The sequence below is a fragment of the Alkalihalobacterium sp. TH-98 genome, from assembly GCF_057473385.1.
Genome location: NZ_JBYCKM010000029.1, coordinates 20,888 through 44,323, shown reverse-complemented (window position 1 = coordinate 44,323; position 23,436 = coordinate 20,888). Strand labels below are relative to the sequence as shown.

The 23,436-nt window shown below is 36.7% G+C and carries 19 protein-coding genes and 2 pseudogenes; 6 read left to right on the top strand and 15 right to left on the bottom strand.

The annotated features are described in order from the left end of the window. Nucleotides 1–672 precede the first annotated feature (672 nt). From AC2VNP_RS11595 to AC2VNP_RS11580, 4 genes and pseudogenes are all read right to left on the bottom strand, one after another. A complete protein-coding gene (locus AC2VNP_RS11595) occupies nucleotides 673–1,701 on the bottom strand; it encodes a GGDEF domain-containing protein (protein WP_486917476.1) in 1,029 nt (342 codons plus the stop codon). Nucleotides 1,702–1,849: 148 nt separating this feature from the next. Next, nucleotides 1,850–2,050 (bottom strand): hypothetical protein, encoded by a 201-nt coding sequence (locus AC2VNP_RS11590; RefSeq protein ID WP_486917475.1) that lies wholly within the window; start codon nucleotides 2,048–2,050, stop codon nucleotides 1,850–1,852. Nucleotides 2,051–2,206: 156 nt separating this feature from the next. Beyond that, nucleotides 2,207–4,042 (bottom strand): annotated as a pseudogene (locus AC2VNP_RS11585) (putative bifunctional diguanylate cyclase/phosphodiesterase). 122 nt (nucleotides 4,043–4,164) lie between these two features. Beyond that, complete coding sequence (locus tag AC2VNP_RS11580) at nucleotides 4,165–4,446, bottom strand: MASE3 domain-containing protein (protein WP_486917474.1); 282 nt, start codon at nucleotides 4,444–4,446, stop codon at nucleotides 4,165–4,167. Nucleotides 4,447–4,819: 373 nt separating this feature from the next. Here AC2VNP_RS11580 and cyoE point away from each other — a divergent pair, with 373 nt between their 5' ends. Together cyoE and AC2VNP_RS11570 are read left to right on the top strand one after the other, a co-directional pair. Beyond that, entirely contained in the window at nucleotides 4,820–5,737 is a 918-nt protein-coding gene (cyoE, locus tag AC2VNP_RS11575) for a heme o synthase (protein WP_486917473.1), read from the top strand. Nucleotides 5,738–5,902: 165 nt separating this feature from the next. After that, complete coding sequence (locus AC2VNP_RS11570) at nucleotides 5,903–6,109, top strand: heavy-metal-associated domain-containing protein (protein WP_486917472.1); 207 nt, start codon at nucleotides 5,903–5,905, stop codon at nucleotides 6,107–6,109. A 64-nt stretch (nucleotides 6,110–6,173) separates the two neighbouring features. Here AC2VNP_RS11570 and cysI read toward each other — a convergent pair whose 3' ends face one another. The 3 genes from cysI to AC2VNP_RS11555 all read right to left on the bottom strand — a co-directional run bounded on the left by cysI (nucleotide 6,174) and on the right by AC2VNP_RS11555 (nucleotide 11,222). After that, nucleotides 6,174–7,895, bottom strand: a complete 1,722-nt coding sequence (gene cysI, locus AC2VNP_RS11565; RefSeq protein WP_486917471.1) for an assimilatory sulfite reductase (NADPH) hemoprotein subunit — start codon at nucleotides 7,893–7,895, stop codon at nucleotides 6,174–6,176. Nucleotides 7,896–7,919: 24 nt separating this feature from the next. After that, a complete protein-coding gene (locus AC2VNP_RS11560) occupies nucleotides 7,920–9,749 on the bottom strand; it encodes an assimilatory sulfite reductase (NADPH) flavoprotein subunit (RefSeq protein WP_486917470.1) in 1,830 nt (609 codons plus the stop codon). A 381-nt stretch (nucleotides 9,750–10,130) separates the two neighbouring features. Next, entirely contained in the window at nucleotides 10,131–11,222 is a 1,092-nt protein-coding gene (locus tag AC2VNP_RS11555) for a citrate/2-methylcitrate synthase (protein WP_486917469.1), read from the bottom strand. A 112-nt stretch (nucleotides 11,223–11,334) separates the two neighbouring features. On the opposite strand from AC2VNP_RS11555, the gene AC2VNP_RS11550 reads away from it, so the two are divergent. Beyond that, a complete protein-coding gene (locus AC2VNP_RS11550) occupies nucleotides 11,335–12,213 on the top strand; it encodes a LysR family transcriptional regulator (RefSeq protein WP_486917468.1) in 879 nt (292 codons plus the stop codon). Nucleotides 12,214–12,393: 180 nt separating this feature from the next. Further along, nucleotides 12,394–12,789: an SET domain-containing protein gene (locus AC2VNP_RS11545; RefSeq protein WP_486917467.1), complete on the top strand. Its 396-nt coding sequence runs from the start codon at nucleotides 12,394–12,396 to the stop codon at nucleotides 12,787–12,789. A 159-nt stretch (nucleotides 12,790–12,948) separates the two neighbouring features. Here the strand turns inward: AC2VNP_RS11545 and AC2VNP_RS11540 are convergent, their stop codons facing one another. Continuing rightward, nucleotides 12,949–13,953 (bottom strand): helix-turn-helix transcriptional regulator, encoded by a 1,005-nt coding sequence (locus AC2VNP_RS11540; protein ID WP_486917466.1) that lies wholly within the window; start codon nucleotides 13,951–13,953, stop codon nucleotides 12,949–12,951. 153 nt (nucleotides 13,954–14,106) lie between these two features. Between AC2VNP_RS11540 and AC2VNP_RS11535 the strand changes: the two genes are divergently transcribed. Beyond that, nucleotides 14,107–15,171, top strand: coding sequence for a DmpA family aminopeptidase (locus tag AC2VNP_RS11535; RefSeq protein ID WP_486917465.1), 1,065 nt, complete (start codon nucleotides 14,107–14,109; stop codon nucleotides 15,169–15,171). Nucleotides 15,172–15,301: 130 nt separating this feature from the next. Further along, nucleotides 15,302–15,676 (top strand): hypothetical protein, encoded by a 375-nt coding sequence (locus AC2VNP_RS11530; RefSeq protein ID WP_486917464.1) that lies wholly within the window; start codon nucleotides 15,302–15,304, stop codon nucleotides 15,674–15,676. Nucleotides 15,677–15,742: 66 nt separating this feature from the next. On the opposite strand, the gene AC2VNP_RS11525 is transcribed toward AC2VNP_RS11530, so the two are convergent. The 7 genes and pseudogenes from AC2VNP_RS11525 to AC2VNP_RS11495 all read right to left on the bottom strand — a co-directional run bounded on the left by AC2VNP_RS11525 (nucleotide 15,743) and on the right by AC2VNP_RS11495 (nucleotide 23,436). Further along, nucleotides 15,743–16,870, bottom strand: a complete 1,128-nt coding sequence (locus AC2VNP_RS11525; protein ID WP_486917463.1) for a DNA adenine methylase — start codon at nucleotides 16,868–16,870, stop codon at nucleotides 15,743–15,745. A 111-nt stretch (nucleotides 16,871–16,981) separates the two neighbouring features. After that, nucleotides 16,982–18,157, bottom strand: a complete 1,176-nt coding sequence (locus AC2VNP_RS11520; RefSeq protein WP_486917462.1) for a TraB/GumN family protein — start codon at nucleotides 18,155–18,157, stop codon at nucleotides 16,982–16,984. A gap of 318 nt (nucleotides 18,158–18,475) precedes the next feature. Continuing rightward, a complete protein-coding gene (locus AC2VNP_RS11515; protein WP_486917461.1) occupies nucleotides 18,476–19,387 on the bottom strand; it encodes a dihydrodipicolinate synthase family protein in 912 nt (303 codons plus the stop codon). 9 nt (nucleotides 19,388–19,396) lie between these two features. Further along, nucleotides 19,397–20,392 carry a C-terminal binding protein gene (locus tag AC2VNP_RS11510; RefSeq protein ID WP_486917460.1) on the bottom strand — a complete coding sequence of 332 codons (996 nt, stop codon included), beginning with the start codon at nucleotides 20,390–20,392 and terminating at the stop codon, nucleotides 19,397–19,399. A 126-nt stretch (nucleotides 20,393–20,518) separates the two neighbouring features. After that, complete coding sequence (locus AC2VNP_RS11505; RefSeq protein ID WP_486917459.1) at nucleotides 20,519–20,839, bottom strand: DUF3870 domain-containing protein; 321 nt, start codon at nucleotides 20,837–20,839, stop codon at nucleotides 20,519–20,521. Nucleotides 20,840–21,025: 186 nt separating this feature from the next. After that, on the bottom strand, nucleotides 21,026–22,243 hold the full coding sequence (locus AC2VNP_RS11500) for an acyl-CoA dehydrogenase family protein (RefSeq protein ID WP_486917458.1): 1,218 nt from the start codon (nucleotides 22,241–22,243) through the stop codon (nucleotides 21,026–21,028). Between the two features lie 12 nt (nucleotides 22,244–22,255). Next, nucleotides 22,256–23,436, bottom strand: a pseudogene (locus tag AC2VNP_RS11495) (CaiB/BaiF CoA transferase family protein).

The window sequence follows — 23,436 nt, the reverse complement described above, 5'->3', positions numbered from 1 at the left end:
GGATCAAACTCTCCATAAAAGTGTTTGATATAGCTCACTTCCACAGGATGTGGTGGCTTCGATGTTGGCGATTGTCATCGCGTTCTTAATCGAAGATTTTTCATCACTGTGACGTTTTAAAACATTGACGAGATACCATGTATCTCATTTATTTCGCTTGGCTTTTTGTTCAGTTTTCAAAGAACTTTTTGTCATTGTCAGCGACAAGAATTATATCTTATCATACTAGAAACATTTAATCAATAACTAAATTTTGGTAAGTTATTTTTTGTCACACTTCTAAAAGCAACATTCACTAACTTAACACAAAAATCGACTTCAAGCAACATTTTTTCAATCACTTTCTATACGACTTATTCATTTAAATCAGCGCATCAATCAGAAGCGACAAGAAATAATATAACAGAATTAATCACAGTACGCAATACTTTTTCATTATTTTTTTCTATATCGTTTTAATTTATTTTAAAATAATTCTATATAATGCATTTATATATAAACTAACTACCTATATATTTTCAGTAAAACCCTTAATCTCAAGTAATAATTTTTCTCACCATTTAATGAAGAAATGTATTAAGCACAAAAAAATCACACAAATAAAAGCTACCGCAAACAAAGCGTAGGGTAGCTTATTACTTCTTTAATATCTTACGTTATAAACAAAGATATCTAGTTTCGTTTATTTTCATTTTGATAAAAACAATACTGATTTTTCCCCTTTGCTTTCGAACAATACAACGCGGTATCTGCATTTTTATATAGTTCTGCGGGGGTTGTACCATGTTCTGGCGCATGTGCTATCCCTATACTCACGGTTACTCGTTCCCCATCAAGTTCTATTTCTTCACAGATATCTCGAACAGCTGCAATCATCTGATCTGCGACCGTTTTTATTTCTTTTAGGTTGGCCGAACGAATGATCATTGCAAACTCGTCTCCACCGAGCCTAGCCGATACATCCTTTGCACCAGTAAAAGTTTTTAACGTCCTAGCTACGTCTTTTAATAACATATCTCCTTTATCATGACCGTGATAATCGTTCACTAACTTAAAATTATCTAAGTCAAGCATCACTAATGACAATTCATCGTTCTTTTCATGTAAAGCAGAACGCAATAACTCATCAAATGCTGCCCTGTTTTTTAAACCTGTTAAACTATCATGAATAGCTAAGTACATCAGCTTAGCTAACCACCTTTCAATAAGTAGTGCAATGACGACAGCAACCATCAAGATAACAAACAACTGTATATAGAACGTTCTCTTATTCCGGGTTAAAACATCCTGTAAGTTTTTCTCATTGTACACAATTTCTATGACCTTGTTCTTGGTTATCCCTCCATCATATTCTGATATATATGGGATGTATCGGTAAATAGCAGTTTCTCCATTAAATTCTCCTCTCAACTCCGTCCTCCCCTGCGTTGAAAGCGCCTGTTCAAATGCACCTCTTCTTTCACCTGTCAAGTGCATTTCCTCAATTGGGACTCCTAACAAATTCCCACCAATATTAAGAACATTAATATTATCTACGGAAGGATACCGTTTTTCTAAATTCTCGATCGTGTCTAAGAAATTAAACTCCTGAAAAATAACCCCATCTTGGAGTGAATACCCAAGTTGTATCATGTAGTTTTTATCAGATGTCGCCATGTAACTGTACTTTTTTACTAATCCAGTTTGTTGTTCAATATCCATCCCATCATCATAGAAGTTTCCAGATTGTCTTCTATCTTCTAAAACACTAGCGAGTTTCCGACAACAAGCCGTAAAATCAAGTCCGATGTCCTTCTGAAAACTACTATGTGTAATGACAAAATCTTCATTAATAATTTATATTCAAACTCTAACATTTTTTTAACTCTTGAAAGTCCCATTGATCAAAATTAGGTTGTTCTCCATACTTAATCATCAGTAATTCTGAACTCGCTTTCATTTTTGACGCAGTCTCGGCTTCAAATAAAAAATACGCTTTTTCTATTGTATTAAGAGCATATTCAACTATATTTTCAATTTGCTCTATCTGAAATTGTTCATTCTTTTTCAATTCTTTTTTTTAGCGTTGATGGTCAATTAAAGTAATTACAAACGAAATTAATATTGCGAATACTATCATAATTATAGATAATTTTAGTCTAAATCCATACTTCACTTTCCCACTCCTCTTTAAAATCCGATTTGTTTGTGAAGTTACTTTTTATTCTCACAAAGTTTCTCCACTTTCTTTTGCAAATTGCTGTTCAATTTGTTGAATCTTCCCTATTATTTCTTCTGGTTTTAAAGGCTGACTAAACAAATATCCTTGAATGTGATAACACTCTTTTTCATTTAACAACTCAACCTGACCTAAAGTTTCCACTCCTTCAGCTATTACTCTCATATGTAAAAATCGTGCCATAGAAAGAATCATAGAAATAATAGTCAAATCACTGTGATTTGTAGCATCGAGATTTTTAATATACGAACGATCAATCTTAATCAAGTCAAAAGGTAAATCTTTTAAATAACTTAGCTAACAATAGCCAGTTCCAAAGTCATCAATAGCTATTTGAATTCCTAGTTCTTTCAATTTGTGAAGAACCCTGATGGAATGTTTGAGATTAACCATCGCCATACTTTCAGTAATTTCCAATTTCAAGAAATGGGCAGGAACATCATGTTTCCGGAGTATACTTTCAACCGATTCTACTAAATTCTCTTGGTAAAATTGCCGTGTTGAAAGGTTAACAGAGACAGCTAAATCCAAACATCCTTGTTCATGCCATGTTTTTAATTGCTTACATGCAGTATTCAATACCCATCCCCCAATTGAAATAATAAGACCACTTTTTTCTGCAATGGGAATGAACTCAGCTGGTGATATAAGACCTCGTGTCGGGTGTTCCCAGCGAATTAGCGCCTCCACTGCAAACACCTTACCTGTTTTACTATCTACTTGAGGCTGGTAGACCAAGTAGAATTCTTCCTTAGAAAGGGCCTTATGCATATCACTTTCTAACACTATTTGATCTAATATTTTTTCTGAAAGTACAGCATCGTAAATTATACAACTTTTTGATAAATCCTCTGCTTGGTACATTGCAGTATAAGCATTTTTCATCAAATCATCGACCTGTTTAGCATGTTGCGGATAAAATGACACTCCAACGTTAGCCGAGACTTTTAATAGTAGATCTTCAACTTGAATTGTTTTTTCCAATGCGGTATGTATTTGTTTGCACACCTCTGAGTACTCTTTTTCATCTGACACAGGAGATAATAAAATAGCAAATACATCTCGATCGATCCTTGAAAAAAGGGTCCTCTTTGAAATGAACTGATGGAGCTTTTGAGTAAAAGTTAACACAAGTTTGTCTGCGACGACTTGCCCAAATGCTTCATTTATATTTTTCATTCCATCGATTTCAAACAACAAAACCGCTATTTTCTCCTCAGGGTTATTAGCTATTTGCTGCTTCACCTTTCGCTTGAAATAACGATTGTTTGGCAACCCTGTAAGCTCATCGTTATAAGCCATATATTCGATTTTCTTTTTATCTTTTCTTTGCTGACTAATATCACGAAAAACTATGATGTTCCCAACTACCATTCCACCGTCTTCATTAGGGGTAATGGTAATTGAAACCGGAACTGAACTTCCATCTTTCCTTATAAACCAATCCTCTTTTACTCTCCGGCTTTGTTTTTCAAATAGGTTTGTCTCTAGAAAATCTTGAGTTGACTTTTCGCTTCTTACTCCTTTTAACTTAACAAACCCAAGAAATTCCTCACCCTGGATCTCCTCGCTCTTCCACTGCAAAATGGCCTCTGCTTCTTGATTGATAAGTGTCACTTGCCCATAGCGGTCTAAAACAACAACACCTTCGCCCATATTAGACATAACTGTATTAAGGAACCTTTCTTTTCTCTTTACATCTTCTTCAGCTTTTCTCTTAAAAATAAAGGGTTCCTCTACCGCTGTATAATAGAGCGCTCGTAAAAGATAATAAAACCTAAATATTTGAAATATATGACCTAAAAAGTTTTCAAAGCCAAACACACATTAATATAGGAAGTAAACATGACATCACTAAATATCATGTAAAGTGATGCAAGCACGAGCGTGATATAAAATACTTCTCTTAACAGTTTCCTATAAACCATTACAAAAATACCTAAGGCTTAAATAAACAAAGCTGCATATTGCAAACCATTCTTTAGTGATGTTGTACCTACCCCTTCAATTACAAGATCAGGCAACAACTGAACAGGAGCATAAACAACCACTAGAATTACAAAAGAAATGAATAACCCTGTTCCATAAGCTAGAAATCTCCTAATTACAGGCATTTTCCTTTCCTTCATTAGTACGAGAGCAAGTACCCCTAATGCCAGAAACAATCTACTAATCATATAGAACCACGTAGCTTGATAAGGTGAACTCTCTACAAAGAAAAATGGCATCCCTTTTCCCCTAATCCCCACACTACTAGTCCCATCTAGCCTCTTTTTAGTTCATTCTAACTAAAACTTTAGGATCAATCTATAGATACCTTACAATTTTCACCAATCTTTCATGAATTCCATTTGGCTCTTTTACGCTGTGCGTGAGGGGTTAAAAATAAACTGCAATTAATTAACCATTCAACTCCTTTTAATATAAGAACATTACTCGACATCTCTTGACAATTACGCCAGAAATCACTAATATTCCCTATAGTATATAAATTCCTACTAGAGTCCAAATGTGTTATGATTTGTATTGGAATCTCTTTCATATATCAGCCAATGATGTAAGGTCGCTTGAGATCATCTAGTAAAAGGGAAGAGGGAAATAATGCAAGGGGAACAAAACTTAACAACTCCGAAACAGAGCCTATCAACTAATTTAGCTCTCACTGTCAAAACTGGTATCATTAAATCCAATCTTGTTACGATGTTTGCTGGGTTAACGTTGGCTCTGTACACATACCAATATAGTCTTTTTGATAAAATACCGGAAATTATTTTTGCTTTAGTAGGATCCATTCTTGTTATGGGTGCTGCTGGCTCATTTAATAATTTATACGATCGGGATATTGACTCCATTATGGAGAGAACGAAAAACAGGCCAACTGTTACTGGTGAAATTAAGCCTACTACTGTTTTATGGCTTGGGATTGTAATGTCAATCTCCGGGGTCCTCGTGCTCGCTCTAGCTACGCCTTTAGCTGCACTCCTAGGGTTTCTAGGATTGTTTTTTTATGTCGTACCATATACGATGTGGAGTAAAAGAAGGACTATCTACAATACAGAGATTGGCAGTATATCTGGGGCTATGCCACCTCTTATCGGTTGGGCTGCCATATATCCAGACATTACCCATCCTGCTATTCTCGGCCTTTTTGTTATAGCTGTTGTATGGCAAATGCCGCATTTCTATGCGATCGCTATACGAAAACACGAAGAATATAAGGCAGCTAAAGTTCCAATGCTTCCTGTCGTAAAAGGCATTAGAAGAACGTATCTACAGACAAATGTTTATTTAGTCATTTTAATTGCTACAAGTTTCCTGCTCGGGTCACTGAGCCTTGGTCTTATGTTAGTCGCAATTCTTTTAGGTGTTATATGGCTGATCTTAAGTATTTATGGCTATAAAAAGATGGATCCAGAAAAATGGGCAAAATCACTGTTTATTTTCTCTCTTATTCATATGACAGTCCTATTTTCAACTGTAATCATCTATTCAGTTATCGGGATTCTGTTTAAACTGTAATTAAATGCATCAACGATAAAAAAGCCATTCAACCATCCCTGATTGTTTGGCTTTTTATTATCTCAACTTAGTGTTCAACCTCCATTTTCCAATCCACTCAAGCTTTTTCTTGTATAAAATTAACCCCTTTGCTTTAAACTGATGAAAAAAGGTGTGGTGACCAAGATGAAGCACGTCTCTCTTCAAGTTGAAAAAATGAGTTGTGGAAACTGTCTCTCAACCGTAGAAAAAGCATTAACTCAAACGGAAGGAGTCAATCGAGCGAAAGCTAGTCTTGAAGATAAAAAAGTTGATGTCGAATATGACGAAACGAAAGCTGAAGTTTATGACTTGGCAGAAGCTGTGAGAAAAGCCGGCTACATAGTGCTATAAATAATCTAAACTCAAATACCAAAAGAGACAGGGACATAAAGCCCTGTCTCTTTCAACTGCTTTTTTAATTGTGAAAATTTGTACCGTCTGTTGTTTCTTTTATAATACCAGCACGGATGACAAAATCACCAAAGTGTTCGCCTTCTCTTCGCTCTTTAGCGTAGCGCGGAAGTAGAACACGAAGCTCGTTTAGGATTTCTTCTTCTCCGATGTTTTCGCGGTACATTTTGCTTAGACGGCTTCCATCAAACGCTGCACCGAGGTACATGTTGTACTTACCGGGGGCTTTACCGATAAAACCAATTTCAGCAAGTGCATGACGTGCACAACCATTAGGACAGCCTGTCATACGAATTGTTATCTCTTTATCATGTAAACCACTCTCATCAACAATTTCATCAATTTTATCGATAAGTACTGGTAAATAACGCTCTGCTTCAGCCATCGCAAGCCCACATGTTGGTAAAGCAACACAGGCTAATGAACTACGACGAATAGCCGAATACTGCTTTCCATCTGTTAAGCCAAATTGCTCAATTAATTCAGTAATTTGTTTCTTCTTCTGACTCGTAACATTTGCAATCACTAGGTTTTGGTTAGCTGTTAAACGAAAATCTCCTGTGTGGATTTTTGCAATTTCCCTTAAACCTGTCATCAATTTATAGTCTTCGAGTTCGGTAATACGTCCACCTTCAACGAATAATGTAAAATGCCATCTCCCTTTTGCACCTTTCACCCAGCCGTAACGATCACCATTATGGTCAAAGTGGTATGTTTTTGCTTCTTCAAGGCTCCAGCCAAGGCGAGCTTCAAGTTCAGCTACAACCGTATCTAACCCTAGTCGGTCAACAGTATATTTAAAACGTGCATTTTTTCGTTCGGAACGATTTCCATAATCACGCTGGATCATGATGATCTTTTCAGCTACGTCATAAATTTGCTCAGGTTTACAGAACCCAATAACCTTTGCAACTTGAGGATACGTTTCTTTATCTCCATGACTCATCCCCATTCCGCCACCAATTACAACGTTAAATCCAAGCAGTTTACCATCTTCTACAATAGCAATATAGCCAAGGTCTTGCGAGAAGATATCCACATCATTCGATGGTGGTACAGCAATACCAATTTTAAATTTTCTCGGTAAATAAAGCGGTCCGTACATTGGTTCAACTTCTTCAACATCAGGTGTACCTGCTACCATTTCTTCATCTAACCACAACTCATGGTACGCTCTTGTACGCGGTAGTAGGTCATCACTTAATAGTTTTGACCACTTAAATACTTCCTCATGAACTTCTGATTGATCAGGGTTTGGGTTACACATCACGTTACGGTTAACGTCCCCGCACGCAGCAATTGTATCTAATAAAGACGCATGAATCTCTTGGATTGTTTTTTTCATATTCCATTTTAAAATACCGTGCATCTGGAACGCTTGGCGTGTTGTCAATTTCAATGTACTGTTCCCGTATTTTTGAGCTAGGTCATCCATCACTAGCCATTGTTCAGGAGTAGCTACCCCACCTGGTGTACGCACCCGTAACATAAATTGATACGCGGGCTCTAATTTTTGTTTTTGACGCTCATTACGTAGATCACGGTCATCTTGTAAATAACTTCCGTGGAATTTCATGAGGCGATTATCATCGTCTGAGATCCCTGCGCTAATTCGATCTAACATTGTTTCTTTTAATGTACCGCGTAAGTAATTACTATCTTCTTTAATGCGTTCAACGTCACTCGGCGGTCCTTCTGGTGCTTTTAATAAAGTCTTATTCACCATGTTTATATACTCCTTTCAATCCAATCAATATACATCGCGTTGATATCGTTTTTGTTGTTGCATATTTGCTAAGTAAGCTTCTGCTTCTTCACGACTCAGGTTGCCTTCTTTTTCAATAATATCAAGAAGTGTGTTGTGAACGTCATGCGCCATATGTTTTTCATCACCACATATATAAACAATTGCTCCCTCTTGTAGCCATTCGAACAATTCTTTACTATTTTCAAGCATGCGGTGCTGTACATAAACCTTTTCTTCTGTGTCACGAGAAAACGCCACGTCCATCTTCGTTAGGACACCGTCTTTCAGCCATTTTTGCCATTCGGTTTGATAGAGGAAGTCTGTTACAAAATGCTGATCTCCAAAGAACATCCACGACTTACCTTCTGCAGCCAGTTCTTCACGTTCTTGCATGAAAGCACGGAACGGAGCAACTCCTGTACCTGGTCCGACCATAATAATCGGTGTTTCAGCGTTTTCAGGCAGCTTAAAGTTTTGGTTATTTTGGATAAAGATTGGTAATGTGTCTCCAGATTGTAAACGGTCTGCACAGAAAATGGAACATACACCATTTCGTTCTCTTCCATGTGCTTCATATCGAACTGCACCGATTGTTAAATGAACTTCGTCAGGATTTGCCGATAAGCTGCTTGCAATTGAATAAAGGCGTGGCGGCATTTTTCTAAGAACTGAAACGAATTCCTGTGCTGATGTTCCCCAAGGACCATAATCACGAACTACATCTAATAAGTCACGACCTTTAATATATTCCTTTAACTTTGCTTCACTTCCTGGTAATACTAACTCATGTAACTCACTGTTTTTTGACAACTTCGCAATCTGCTCAAGAAGCGGCTTTGTTACAACAGTAATTTCAAATTGTGTGCTTAGCGCTTCCTTAAGAGCGCGAGTTGTTCCATGTTTATTTACAGTTACACTCTCATTCGGATCAAACTTAATTTCTTTTAATAATAATTCAACTAATTCAGGGTCATTTTCTGGATAAATACCTAAACTGTCACCTGGCTCATATGTAAGGCCAGACCCTTCTAGTGAAATCTCAAGATGACGTGTTTCTTTGTTAGAGCCACGACCATTTAAATTTAAATTCTCTAGAACTTCCGCTTTAAACGGATTTGTACGAGTATATTCGGTTGTTTCAGCTTGTGGTGCAGAAGTTCCAGAAGGTTCTGAGACTGTTCCCTCTTGTGCTTCACTTAGACCACCAATAACTCCCTTCACCCATTCCGCTGCCGGCTCTTCGAAGTCAAGGTCGCAATCCACACGTGCATAAAGCCTTGTACCACCTAATTCCTCTAACTTTTGATCAAATTCTTTCCCTGTTTGACAGAAAAATTCATATGAGCTATCCCCAAGCGATAATACAGAAAATCTTAAATGATCAAGCTTCGGTGCACGTCTGCCATGAAGAAACTCATGGAACGATAACGCATTATCCGGTGGTTCACCTTCACCGTGTGTACTAACAACAATTAGTAAATTTTCTACCTTTTTCAATTGATTAGGTTTAAAATCACTCATTGAAGAAACGGTTACTTTAAATCCTTGTTTTTCAAGCGTCTTACCCGTACTCTCTGCAAGTCTTTGAGCGTTTCCTGTCTGTGAACCGTAAAGAACAGTTACATCTTTAGAAATTGCCTTTGCTGTCGAACTTGGAGCTGTCACTACTGTTGGCTGTGTTTCTACTACGCCTGGAGCTGGAGCAACAGACGGAGTAGCTGCTAAATAACCGCATAACCAAACTTTTTGTGAATCTGTTAACGTTGGCAGAAGGCGGTTAAGGAGTTCTGCCTGCTCCTCATTAAACGGACTATTCATAACTTGTAATTGCAACAAAATCCACCTCACAAAATATAAAACTAATAAATGAATAATTTTATCGTACTACATTATTCCTATAAGTCAAATTGGTTTTAATTATTTTTACAATTTAAATTACTAATTATTGAAATAGGATTCGTTTATTATGGGTCGAATATGTTGCCATATTTGGTCGAAATAAAGGAAAACGATAAATTTTATTTATACTAAAAGCTTTTACACTTTGGTCTTTTTGGAGCACTTTTGTAAGTTAATTTAAATAAATTACGATTTGTTTTTAATTAGCCTCACATTTGTTTTGAAGAGCCATGCACGCGCTTGGCTTACGATTCATAAGCTCTTTCTTACCTTGTAAAAAGACGCTTTCTTAGAAAAAAAGCGCCCATTGAAACATTACATTTTTGCCATCGTACCTACATATTCAGATTGTGGCCTAAAGATTGTATTATCGTCTGCTTGTTCGAGCACATGAGCGCTCCAACCGACGATACGGCTCGCGGTAAAAGTTGGAGTAAACAGCTCTGGAGCCAGGTTAATCGATTTCATAATAGCTGCTGCATAAAATTCTACATTCGTGTATAAAGCCCTACCAGGTTTTAATTCATTTAATAATTTAACCGCTACATTTTCAACATGAACAGCAAGGTCCAGCCAACGGTCTTCACCGCTCAACTCTAATAATTTTTTTCTTAACGCGGTCGCTCTAGGATCATGGGCTTTGTAGACACGATGCCCAAACCCCATCAATTTTTCACCATTCATAAGTTTTTTTCGTATGACGTCTTCTGCTTTTTCTACAGTTCCAATCTCATCTAACAAATCGATAACGCCAGATGGTGCACCGCCATGAAGAGGACCTTTCATTGTTCCGATTGCAGAAGTAATTGCAGATATGATATCTGATTCAGTAGAAGCCGTTACTCTTGCCGAGAATGTGGATGCATTCATTCCGTGTTCCAAAGTTAGGATCATATACGTTTCAAGTGCCTCAACTTGTGCTTTTAATGGTCTACGCCCATTCAACATATATAAATAATTCTCAACATGGCTTAATGTTTCTATCGGTTCATTACCTATTTCGCCATTGATCTTATTATACCAATACGCGATAATGGTCGGCATAACACCAGTCAATTTTATCGCTTGAGAAATAGTCGGTTTCCACCTATAGTCAATCGTACCCTCTGCAGAAACAACGGTTCGAATGACACTCATAATATCCATATTTGAAGGAAGATGATCCATAACAGCTTTCATTGTTTCAGTTAAACACCTGTTACTTACTAATTCTGTATTTAATTTATCTAATTCTGTCACTGTCGGCAAATGTCCAAACCATAATAGAAAAGCAACTTCTTCAAATGAATGTTCAGCTGTTAGATTACGAATTTCATATCCTCTATAAATAAGCTTGCCCTCTTTCCCATCAATGTGACTAATTGACGTTTCCGCTGCTATGACACCTTTTAACCCCTTGCTAATCATTACAATCACTCCTTCCTTTTATTACAAAAATTGTATAATATATAACTAATTAATAAAATTAAATATTATTAAATAAAATGATTAATAAATTTAATAAGGAGCTAGCTTTTTAATGGAGTTACATTGGATTAAAACATTTATTACCGCAGCGGAAAATGGGAACTTCCGTAAGACAGCGGATCAACTATTTATTTCACAACCAACGGTCACCGTTCACATTAAGCAACTGGAGAAGGAACTTGGAGTATTACTTTTTGAAAGAGATGGTAGAAAAATTAAGCTAACCGAGGGCGGCAGAAGATATTTACAGCATGCAAAACAAATCATAGCTGTTTACGATAACGGATTAGAGGACCTGCAAACATTCACGCAAGGCTACACAACAAAACTAACGCTTGCAATCTCTCCCTTAATTGCTGATACTATATTACCTTTTGTTCTAAAACAATACATCAAAAAACATCCAGAGGTTGAGATCTCTATTGAAATCATTGAATCAAAAGACATTGAAAATGCTGTATTGACGGAAAAGGTTGATATTGGGCTTTCATGTTTACAAAGCCTCCATCCAGACCTTGAAAGCACTTTACTTTACAAAGATAAAATTTGTTTAGTGACACCACATGATGGAAGAGATTTTGAGTCAGCTTTTCCACTTGAAGAAGAGGAGATTTTATCATCGAACCGCCTACTAACACATAATCACCCTGGTTATTGGGATGACTTATGTCAAACAGTAAAGCTATTTTACCCTTCCGTCCGAATGATGAAAGTCTCACAAATTCATATCACCAAACGGTTTATTATGGAAGGACTCGGAGTGTCGTACCTGCCTTCATCAACCATTCGTAGAGAATTACTTGAAGGAAGGTTACTTGAAGTAGATTCTCACTCATTTCCTCTTCCTGAAGCCAACACATACGCAATTCTAAAATACCATCACCAAGCACAGGATGAATTTTTAAGCTTCCTATCAAAGTATCGAATATAAAAATGTTCTGTATAACTGAGCTGTTTTTACAGCTTATCTCCTTAGTAACTGTAGTCTTATTGTAAAAAACTTATTAATTTTACACAGTTGATTTACTATAATTTAATTGTCCTGTCTACAATAGAATGGTACAGTCATAGAGGAGAAAAGATAAAAAAGCAGATTGTGAAGGTGACTAACATGATTGAGGTAAGAAACTCTTCAATAAGTGAAGGTGAATTCAACCGAGGAGTATTTGCAACACAAGACATAAAAAAAGGGCAGCTCTTCCATGAAGCTCCCGTTGTTCCTGTTCCTAATGAGCAACACGAATTTTTAGATCAAACGATTTTGGGTGATTATGTGTATGAGTATGGTATTAACCATACCGCAATCGTCTTAGGATATGGAATGCTGTTCAACCATTCGTATGACCCGAATGCAACCTATGAAATTAATTTTGACAACCACACTTTTGATTACTATGCATACAAGGATATAAAAAAGGGTGAAGAAGTATTTATCAACTATAATGGTGAAGTAGATAATAATGATCCACTTTGGTTTAATAAGGAAAATAATTCAGATAACGATTAAATTAGAAGCTCTAGACTTTAGATGTCACTATAGCTGATGGCGATTTTTGCAGCTCTTTTCTGAAGTTCTATCCTAAACCATATAGAAAGGGCGTTTAAACTGGATCAGTTCAACGCCCTCTTCTTTTATTCTAAATAAAAAAGTGATTACTTACCGTATCTACCTTATGTAGTGCTTCAACATCTTCTGAATTTCCACTTCAATCTCTTCAACTAAAGAAGATGGCGAAAGGACTTTTACTTTACTGCCCCAAGACAAAATCCAACCTTTAAACCCTTCACTAATTTTTGCTTTTGCTTTTAGTATGAAGGTCGCTTTTTCTGTTGGTCTAATGTCCGCCTCAATCCCAAACTTATCAATTATACCATTTAGGACGTTCTGTTCTAATTTAAATTCAAGTGTCACCCATTCGTCTTGACCACCGAACATATGAAAGGAATTTTGTACATATGTACTCAGATCTCTTGATTTTTTCGTAAAACGTTCATCGGTAATCGTGACATCCCGCATGCGATCTAGACGATAATTCCTCGGGTTTTTAGTGTTATCGTATTTAATATCTTCACCGATTAAGTAATAAAAATTTGATTCCCAGATTAAAGCATGCGGTTCAACCTGGTACAAAGCCCCTCCATGTCTCAATTGAAATTCTTTATTATAATTAAAATCACCATATTGAAACGTAATTCTTTTTTGCTCGTAGATCGCAGTATGTATCGTATCTATATGTAATTTTATTAGTTGATAATTACTATTTATCGACTGCTGATACACAATTGGGTCTGGCAATGATTTGGCCGTATGTTTACTTGTCAACTTTTTTAAGTTGTTTACTAATTGTTTCTTTTCCTCTTCTGTTATAAATCTTGCAGAAAGAATCGGATCAATTAAGAGTCTAAGCTGATAATTTTCAAACAATCGGTCTTGATGACTGTAAAAAATCTCTCCATACTTCTCAATGTTTTCAATGATATCAAAGCCCGTCGCCTGTAAGGTTTTAATATATCTTTTCACAGCCTTTTGCTCTACATTCCCCCCCGGTCCAAGCTCCATTTTTAATTTTTCTACTAGGTCCTTTATCGATAATTGATGGTGCTCGTCTGTATCCCTCAGAAAGATACCTTTTAACAAAAGCAGCCTGACTCCAGTCTTAACTTCACTCACTGCCACACCTCTTTTTTCCACTCGTTTCCTTTTAATTGTATCAAAATTGATTTCTAACTTATACCAAAACTGTTGTCTTTACAGAAACAGTTCTTGATCGTAGGTACGCACTTTGCGAAAATAAAGATTGTACATACGAAAGGGTGGTAGTTCATGCTTGGTCAAAAAAGAATTAGGGATTACGGTGTAGAAATAGGAGAATTAAAAACAGGGCAGTATAACGCAATTACTGATGTTGCAGGTGTTACAGTAGGTCATCTAACTTTAAGTAAGGCTAACATTCAAACAGGCGTGACTGCTATACTCCCCCATCAAGGTAATCTTTTCAAAGAAAAGCTAATTGCATCGACTCATGTCATTAATGGGTTTGGAAAAACAACGGGGACGATCCAAGTCAATGAATTAGGGACGATAGAAACACCTATTATACTAACAAATACCTTAAGCGTCGGAACTGCTACAGATGCACTTATTGAATATATGCTAGATCAAAATCCAGAAATCGGACGAACGACAGGAACTGTTAATCCTATTATTGGCGAATGTAATGATATGATTTTAAACGATATCCGAGCTAGAGCAGTTTTAAAAGAGCACGTTTTCCAAGCGTTAGAAAATACAGCCTCAGAATTCAAAGAAGGAGCAGTTGGAGCAGGAACAGGAATGGTTTGTTATTCTTTAAAGGGCGGGCTCGGAACTGCTTCACGGTTAATCCCCCTTGACCACGGGACATACACGATGGGTGTATTAGTCTTGTCTAACTTTGGAAAATTGAGTGATTTGACGATTAATGAGAAGGCAATAGGAAGAACATTAGATGAAACAATGACTAATACACATGAACAAAAAGACAAAGGATCAATCATTTTTATCGTCGGAACCGACCTTCCTGTATCTGAGAGACAACTCAACCGGATTATTAAACGTACAGTCGTAGGATTAACACGAACCGGTTCGATCATTTCAAATGGAAGTGGCGACATCGCGATTGGATTTTCTACCGCCACAAAAATCCCTCACGAAAAACCAGCTAAATGTCTAACCATTCCAACCATACACGAAGAAGACATTGATCTGGCCTTCCGAGCCGTTGGTGAAGCTACTGAAGAAGCTATCCTGAATTCGTTAATTACGGCTACTCATGTGAATGGAAGAGACGGTAATGAAAGGCCCGCACTAGCGGAATTACTGCATGAATACGGAATAGCTCTAAATTAAATAAACACATACTTTAACATTAGACTTATCTTTTATACGATTTATTCTTTCGCCTAATTTCGTTAAGGATAAGCTCTTTTCCAAGGTGTCATCAATAAAATAGGTTATATCTTGAAGGAGGTGAATGTACATGTATACAACTTCATTTCAAGGTATATACCCAACTGTACCTACTCATTTCAGATCTAGCCATGTAAATAGCCAATTTTGGCCATACTCTAGTATGTTTCAGGGTCATTATGGATATTATCCTTACTCATATCCTTATTACGGGAACTTTGGAAACTTTCAATCGAGTGTGAATCCTAATTACGGACACCTCACTCCATATCAATCTAAATTAAAAACTCATAATACAAAGCAAGTAAAAGCCAAACAAATCACAAAAGCGCAACACAACAAAATGAAATCACCAATAAAAAACCACGAATACCATTGGCACCATGGGTTCCCTTATGGACAAGGATCAGGCTTATTCCCTGATTATTACCAATCAAATTATTAAGTAGTGTAAATAAAAGAGAATAAATCTCCTTGATTTATTCTCTTTTCACGATGTTTACTTGTTGTTTTAATAATTTTTAATAACGATATGCTCTACTTTACGATCATTACGGTCCATAAAACTAACACTATATTGTTTATTAAAACCAATAATATCAATACCTGGTCGATTATAAAGGTTAAAGATGAAGTCTGTATTTTTAATAACTAACATAAATCGGCATTTACATTCGTCTACTAAATAATTAGCTAAACGCTCCTGATCCTTATTTGCAAATGTTTGGTTCGCATACGTTGAAAAATCACTGTCATAAGGAGGATCTAGAAAGATAAAATCTTCCTCTCGTATCGGAATTCTTCGTAAAAAGGTTTCAAAGTCAAGATTAAATATGTGCGTATTACTTAAGGCTTCTTGCAGCTCTTCTTTCCATATGTATTCAATTTTGTGGTGAAACGCTTTCGAATTGTAAGAAGCCCCACCGTATGGGACATTAAAATGCCCGCTCTTATTGTAGCGAAACATTGAAGAATAACAAAACTCTCGCAAAAAGAAAAATAACGCCGTATGCAGTTCCTTATTAAGATTGTACTTTAACCTTTCATTGTACAAATAACGATAGTACGTATAAACACTGGCTCGAATACTAGCCTCAAAATTTTTCCGGTAATCCTTTACTGGCATATTTCCCTTGCGCAGCTCATTATTTTTTATGTTTACAAACTTAGAATAGATCGAGCGGTTCAACTCCTCCACTAATCTTTCAAAGTTAATATTGAGGTTTTGATGGACTCCAGATCTCATCTCATTCCTTCTATTTCTAATAAATTCATATATTACTAACTTAAGTTCATCTTTATCTACTTCATTCATTTTATACTTCTTATAAAAGTGAAGAAGTGTTTCATAATACTCATTGGCTAACATCCCAAAGAATGTCCACACTTCCCACATCTCATGTAAATAATGGTAGAAGAGTTCATCCCTATCTCTTATGAATAGGTATAAAGAGATGAGTTCCGATGAAAAATCATTCACGTAAGCCTGTTCATACATCTCTTTTTTTAGCGAGAGAAAACAAGCGCCGCCTCCTAAGAAAGGTTCAATATAATGCTTCATCGTCTGTGGCATATGTTGATGTATCATTTTTAATTCAGTCGATTTGCCTCCTGGCCACTTCACAAACGGCTTTACCACCTTAGAATTCCTCCTGCTATTTATTATAAAAAAAGAAGCAGCACCTATATTAGATGCTACTTCTTTTAAATGAAGGCAACTTATAGCGCTTCATCTGTCTGAACTTCGTATTTAAGCACCTAAAATATTCTGGATAAACAGTCGGATGACATCTGCTCCTCCTATAAATGTTCCTAAAGCACTTCCTAAGTTCGTTAAGACAACGACTAATAATATACGGGTTACCATATTACTCCAGAAGCCCTTAACAGTGAAAACATCTTCAGACAAATTTTCAAAGTCTCCTACTTTTGGTTTTCGTAAATAGGCTTCTACAAATCCAGCAAACCAACCAGCAGCTAGTAGAGGGTTTAGAGAACTTAACGGTGCTACAATAAATGCCGTTAAAATACTTAAAGGATGCCCAAAAGCAATCGCCGCTCCAAGCGCAGCAAAAGAACCATTCCATAAAATCCAACTTAATGTAAGGTCAAGGCCAACCGAAGGGTTCATAAAAAAGGTATAACCGATAATGCTAAGAATGATAATCGGAACCATCCATGCAATGATAGTAGGCGCTTTTGATTTTGGCGGTCGTTTTGATATGGCTTTTAAATCATTTTCATTATGTATTTCATTTTTAATCCCTGGAACATGTGCAGCACCTAAAACGGCAACGACCTTATTACCTGGTGCTTCTTTAATTTTTTGTGCCAAGTACTGATCGCGCTCATCGATTAATGGTACCTTCAACTTTGGAAACGAAACGGTAAATTCATGAAGCATGGAGTCTAGCATATCCTGTTCTTTCATTTTTTCCAAGTCTGCTTCTGAGATTTCTTCTTTGTTAAATATACTACCGAAAATCTCCATGAGAAGCTTGGCCTTTCCCCAGAAACCGATATTGTACCAAATACGTGCAAAAGTAATTTGGATATTCCGGTCCGCTAAAACCAGCTCCGCACCTACTTCCTCTGCCGATTCAATACCTTGAATCATTTCTTGTCCTGGTTTAATGCCAAACTGCTTGGCCATTCGTTTCTGGAAAGAAGAAATAACAAGATTCATTAATAGAAGAGTAGCCTTTTTCTCTTTAATGACTTTAAATATATTCATGTCCTTCCATTTATCACTATCCATAATCGATTGATAACGTTGTTCATCCAATTCAACACAAACTGAATCCGGACGCTCCGCTTCAATTACTTCCTTTACTTGTTCAGCACTTTGCTTCGAAACATGGGCAGTTCCAATTAGAATAAGTTCCTTCCCATTCAAGTTTATTCTCGTAATATTTTGCTCCGACATATACTACCTACCTTCTAGTGTTCTTTTTACACATGGATAATCTAAATCGAGCTATTAGTTATACAATATCCATTATGGCAAATAAACAAAATAACTACAATAATTACTTGTTTAATCTTTGATAAAACAGGGTCCTAAATATATTGAATTTCTAGAGATAACCTTCCTAATATTTATATCACTGGATCTCCTAAAACCCTTTAAACTGCACATAATACTTCCTTAATAAAAAATGCACGGTACCTAAAAAAGTACCATGCTAAGTGAGCTGATTTCATCTTTTTCATTATTACAACAGTAACATTATTCTAACCACACCTAAACTAATCTTGCTTTTTGTAAAATAACCTTCAACTCTTGTTTCTTCTCTTCACTTAGTGGTCTTGCTGGCGGTAACACAAAGGTAGAGATGTCCTGTCCTCTCATAAGAATCGCCTCTTTTATGACATTAACAAATGGCGAATCGAGCTTATACATTAACGGAAGATAGGCTAAACGTTGATGCAGTTCAAACCCTGTTTTCATGTCATTGTTTAGAACAGCATTATAAATTCCCACTGTTAGTTCAGGGGCGAAATTGCCACTTGCTGAAATGACACCGTCACCGCCTAAAGCTAGTGTATTGAATAAATGATCGTCAAATCCACATAAGACACTAAAATCTGGATGCTTCTCTTTTACTTTTAAAACCATTTCGCGAATATGCCCAGCTGTATCGACGGTTTCTTTAATCCCTACTATATGTGAATACTCGTTTACTAACTTAAGTACAAAATCAGGGGCTAGATCCTGACCGGTTAACCCAGGAAAGTTATATAAAAGAATCGGTAAATCCACACTTTCTGCAATCTCAGCATAATGTTGAAAAAGATGCTCCTCGGATAATGGCCAATAGTACGGATTGATGACAACCACTCCATCTGCACCAACCTCTTTGCTATGAAGGTTTAATTCAATAACTTCTCTAGTACTTGAACTCCCTGTACCTATTAAAACTGGAACTCTTCCACCAACATAGTCCACTGCAAATTGTGCGACCTTTTTTCTTTCCGCCATGGTCATTTGACTAAACTCTCCACCGGTACCAAGAAAAAATAATCCATCTACTTTGGACTTGATGAGATAATCGATTAACTTCCCCATCCCTAATTCGTCTAACTTACCTCCGTTAGTAAAGATTGTCGATACTGGTGGAATGACACCTTTAAAGCGAGCTGTAAGATTCATCATTTCTCTCCTTTACTTCTCTTGTAAGCTAACCTTAGCTTTAACATCCCGATTAACTAAGTATGTAGGATAGTAACCTAATAATACATCTGCAACGTTTTGTGCAGTTTTTCGCTTCAATTCTAATTGTGCCTCTTCTGAATACCAAGCAACATGAGGATTTAAAATGACGTTGTCCATTTGTAGTAATGGATTATCACTTTGTACAGGCTCTTCCTCAAGAACGTCTAAGCCTGCTCCAGCAATTTTTCCTTCTTGCAATGCCACGATTAATGCTTTTTCATCAATTACAGGTCCACGTGCAGTATTAATAATGAAAGCTTCTTTCTTCATTACATTGAATTGTTCGGTACTAACCATCCCGCGTGTACTTTCTATTAATGGGGCATGTACTGAAATGAAATCTGCTGCCTTACATAACTCATTCAACTCTAAAAGTTCTACATTTAATGAAGCCGCTACATCTTTCGGTACAAACGGATCGTAAGCAACCACCTTTATGCCAAACGCTTGTGCTTTTACAGCTAAAGTTTGCGGAATCTTCCCTAACCCAATTAGCCCTAACACTCGGCCGCGCAAACGAAAAATGGGTACACCTACCTTGAAATCCCAATTGCCACTTTTCACTGCAGAATTCAATGGAACCACTTTTCTTACACAGGCCATTAATAAAGCAAATGCATGATCGGAAACTTCATCCATACAATAATCCGTAACATTACCGACGATAATTCCTTTTTCCGTAGCTGCCTTTATATCGATTGTATTGACTCCAACTCCATACCGAGAAACGACTTTACATTTTTCTAGAGCTTCAATGACTTTACGAGATATAGGTGCATATTGATTAATTAACCCATCAGCATCACGTGCCGCCCGTATAACTTCTTCCTCTGTACGACACTGAACGGGAACAAATTCAACCCCATCTACTTGATTTAACACTTCTATTTCTGGTGCCAATGTTTCAAATTCATAATCCGTAACAACGACTTTAAATTTGCTCACTGTTTCACTCTCCTTATTCATACAAATAAACACACCTAACAAGTAGTGTGTGTTTATTTACAGGGATTATGAACAATAAGGTCGAAAATTTACCGATTGTGAAAACAACTACTTAATGCTTAGTATTTAATCTTCATTAATCTGTTTATATTGTAAATGAAGATCCTTAAAGGCTGCGATAATAGCATTTGTTGCTTTTCCACGGTATTGCAATTGTATACTTTTAATTGGCTCCTCAATGCCATCTTTTAAACTATACCCTTTTAAAAGGTCTCTAATATACTGACGACCATGTTCAGTTGCTAATGTGCAGGATGCATTAAGGATTACCCCATATTTATAATCGACCTCGACAGTAACGGTTAAAGTATCAAACACACTCTTAGCTGCCATTCCTTGAGGTAATCGTGAGTGTCCAGCTATAAATAAAGTCTTCGGATGAAACATGATAATCTTGCTCCTCTCAAACACACAAAATATTTAATACCTATTTCCCTTTTTTCGAGGAGTTTCCTTCTAAAAAATCGATAACATTAATAAAAGCACTAAAACCTTGAGGAATTTAACTTCCCCAAGGTTTTACTAATGAGTACTTTTAATTCTTTTCTAAAAGAATTTGTTAAAAAACAGTATTTAGTTAACCGCCTCTTCTCTTTGTTTTTCAAATGGCCAAGCTGGTAATGTTTTCGAAAGTGGCTTATCTTCACGATACCCAAGAACATATTCTCCTTGCATAATCGTATGAATTTCTCTTGTACCTTCATAAATCACAGGTGCTTTTGCATTCCGTAAAAAGCGCTCTACTGGATATTCATTTGAAAAACCATAAGCTCCATGAATTTGCACTGCATCATTTGCCGCTTCTAAAGCGAAATCACATGACTGCCATTTTGCTAATGACGTTTCTCGCGTATTTCTAATGCCTTCGTTTTTCAAATAGCCTGCACGATACACTAAAAGTCTAGACATTTGAAGGCCTGCTTCCATCTTTGCAATCATTTGTTGAACTAATTGATGTTTTCCAATCTCTTTACCAAATGTACTGCGTTCATGGCAGTATTTTACACTTTCCTCAAGACACGCCATAATGGTTCCACAAGCACCAGCTGCAACAGTAAAACGCCCATTATCTAAAGCTGACATTGCAATCTTAAAGCCTTCTCCTTCCTGACCTACTAAGTTTTCTTTAGGTACTCTTACATTATCAAGATAGATCTCTCCAGTATTCCCAGCACGTATACCTAATTTTCCTTTAATCGCTTTCGATGAAAAGCCCGGCATATCTCGTTCTACAATAAAAGCAGAAATTCCTTTATGTTTTTTCGACTTATCTGTATAGGCAAATACGAGGAAGTTGTCAGCAACATCACATAAAGATATCCAGGTCTTCGATCCGTTTAAAATATAATCGTCTCCATCTTTCACTGCTGTCGTTTGAAGGGCTGCTACATCTGAACCTGCATTTGGTTCTGTTAATCCAAATGCTCCTACTTTCAATCCTTTAGCTTGTGGAACTAAGTATTTTTGTTTTTGTTCTTCTGAGCCCCATTGCAAAAGGGTCATACTATTTAATCCTGTATGGACAGATACTGCTGTACGAAATGCAGTATCGCCTCTTTCTAGCTCCTCACATACAATTGCCAAAGAATTATAGTCCATTCCACTGCCACCGTACTCTTCGGGAATACAAACACCCATTAAGTCTAAATCAGCTAAACGCCCCATGATACTTCTTTCAAAGTATTGTTGTTCATCCCACTCTTGAATATATGGGTTTATTTCTTTATCAACAAAACTACGAACCATCCTCCTTAACATTATTTGCTCTTCTGAAAACGAAAAATTCATCATTAATATTTCCCCCTAAATCAAATTATTTTCCTTTAAAGCTAGTATCCTGTCAGTTGAATACCCTAATTCTACTAAAACTTCATCAGTATGTTCTCCTACAACTGGTGGATGTGAATGAATTTCTACAGGTGTACGTGAAAGCTTTAGCGGGCTGCCCACTAAGTGAACGTTCCCTGCAGTTGGATGTTTCATCTCAACGATCATATTTCTTTCCCTTACTTGTGGATCATTGAAAACTTGCTCCATATTTTGAATAGTCCAGCAGGGATTCCATACTCATTAAGTAATAGTAACCACTCCTTTGATGTCCTAGTTTTCATTTTTTTAGTAAGTATTTTTACTAACTCCTCCCGATTTTCTAATCGTTTTGAGTTCGTCGTAAACTTGTCGTCTGTTGATAGGGTTTCTAATTCAAGCAATGTACACAATTTCTTAAATTGCCCATCATTCCCAACCGCAACGACCATCTCCCCGTCCAGTGTCGGGAATGGCTGGTACGGGACAATATTTGGATGTTGATTTCTTAATAGCCCTGGAATGTTACGCGAAATCAAATAATTACTTGCTACATTCGCCAATGCACTAATTTGAGAGTCAAATAAGGAAATATCAATACTTTGTCCTTCTCCTAATCGAGTTCTTTCTTGTAGTGCAGCTAAAACACCAATATTTGCATAAAGACCGGTAATAATATCGGATATTGCAACACCTACCTTCATAGGACCTGATTGGTCACTTCCGGTTATACTCATTAATCCGGACATTGCTTGAATAATAAAATCATAGCCAGGTAGGTTTTTGTAGGGTCCTTCTTGTCCGAAACCTGTAATAGAACAATGAATAATCTCTTTGTTAATGGTTTTCATCTCATCATAACCAAGACCCCATTTTTCCATCGTACCGCTTTTAAAATTTTCAACAATGACATCAGATCGTTTAATAAGCTTCTTTAAAACTTCCCTTCCCTCTTCCAATTTTAAATTTAATGTAATGGCGCGTTTATTTCGGTTGGCACATAAATAGTACGCACTTTCTGTACCTTTGAAGGGTGGGCCCCAATACCTAGTAGCATCACTTCCACCAGGCGCTTCTACCTTTATAATTTCCGCCCCTAAATCACCTAAAATCATCGTAGAATAGGGGCCGGCTAACACTCTCGTTAAATCTAAAACTTTAATTCCGTTCAGGTGCAC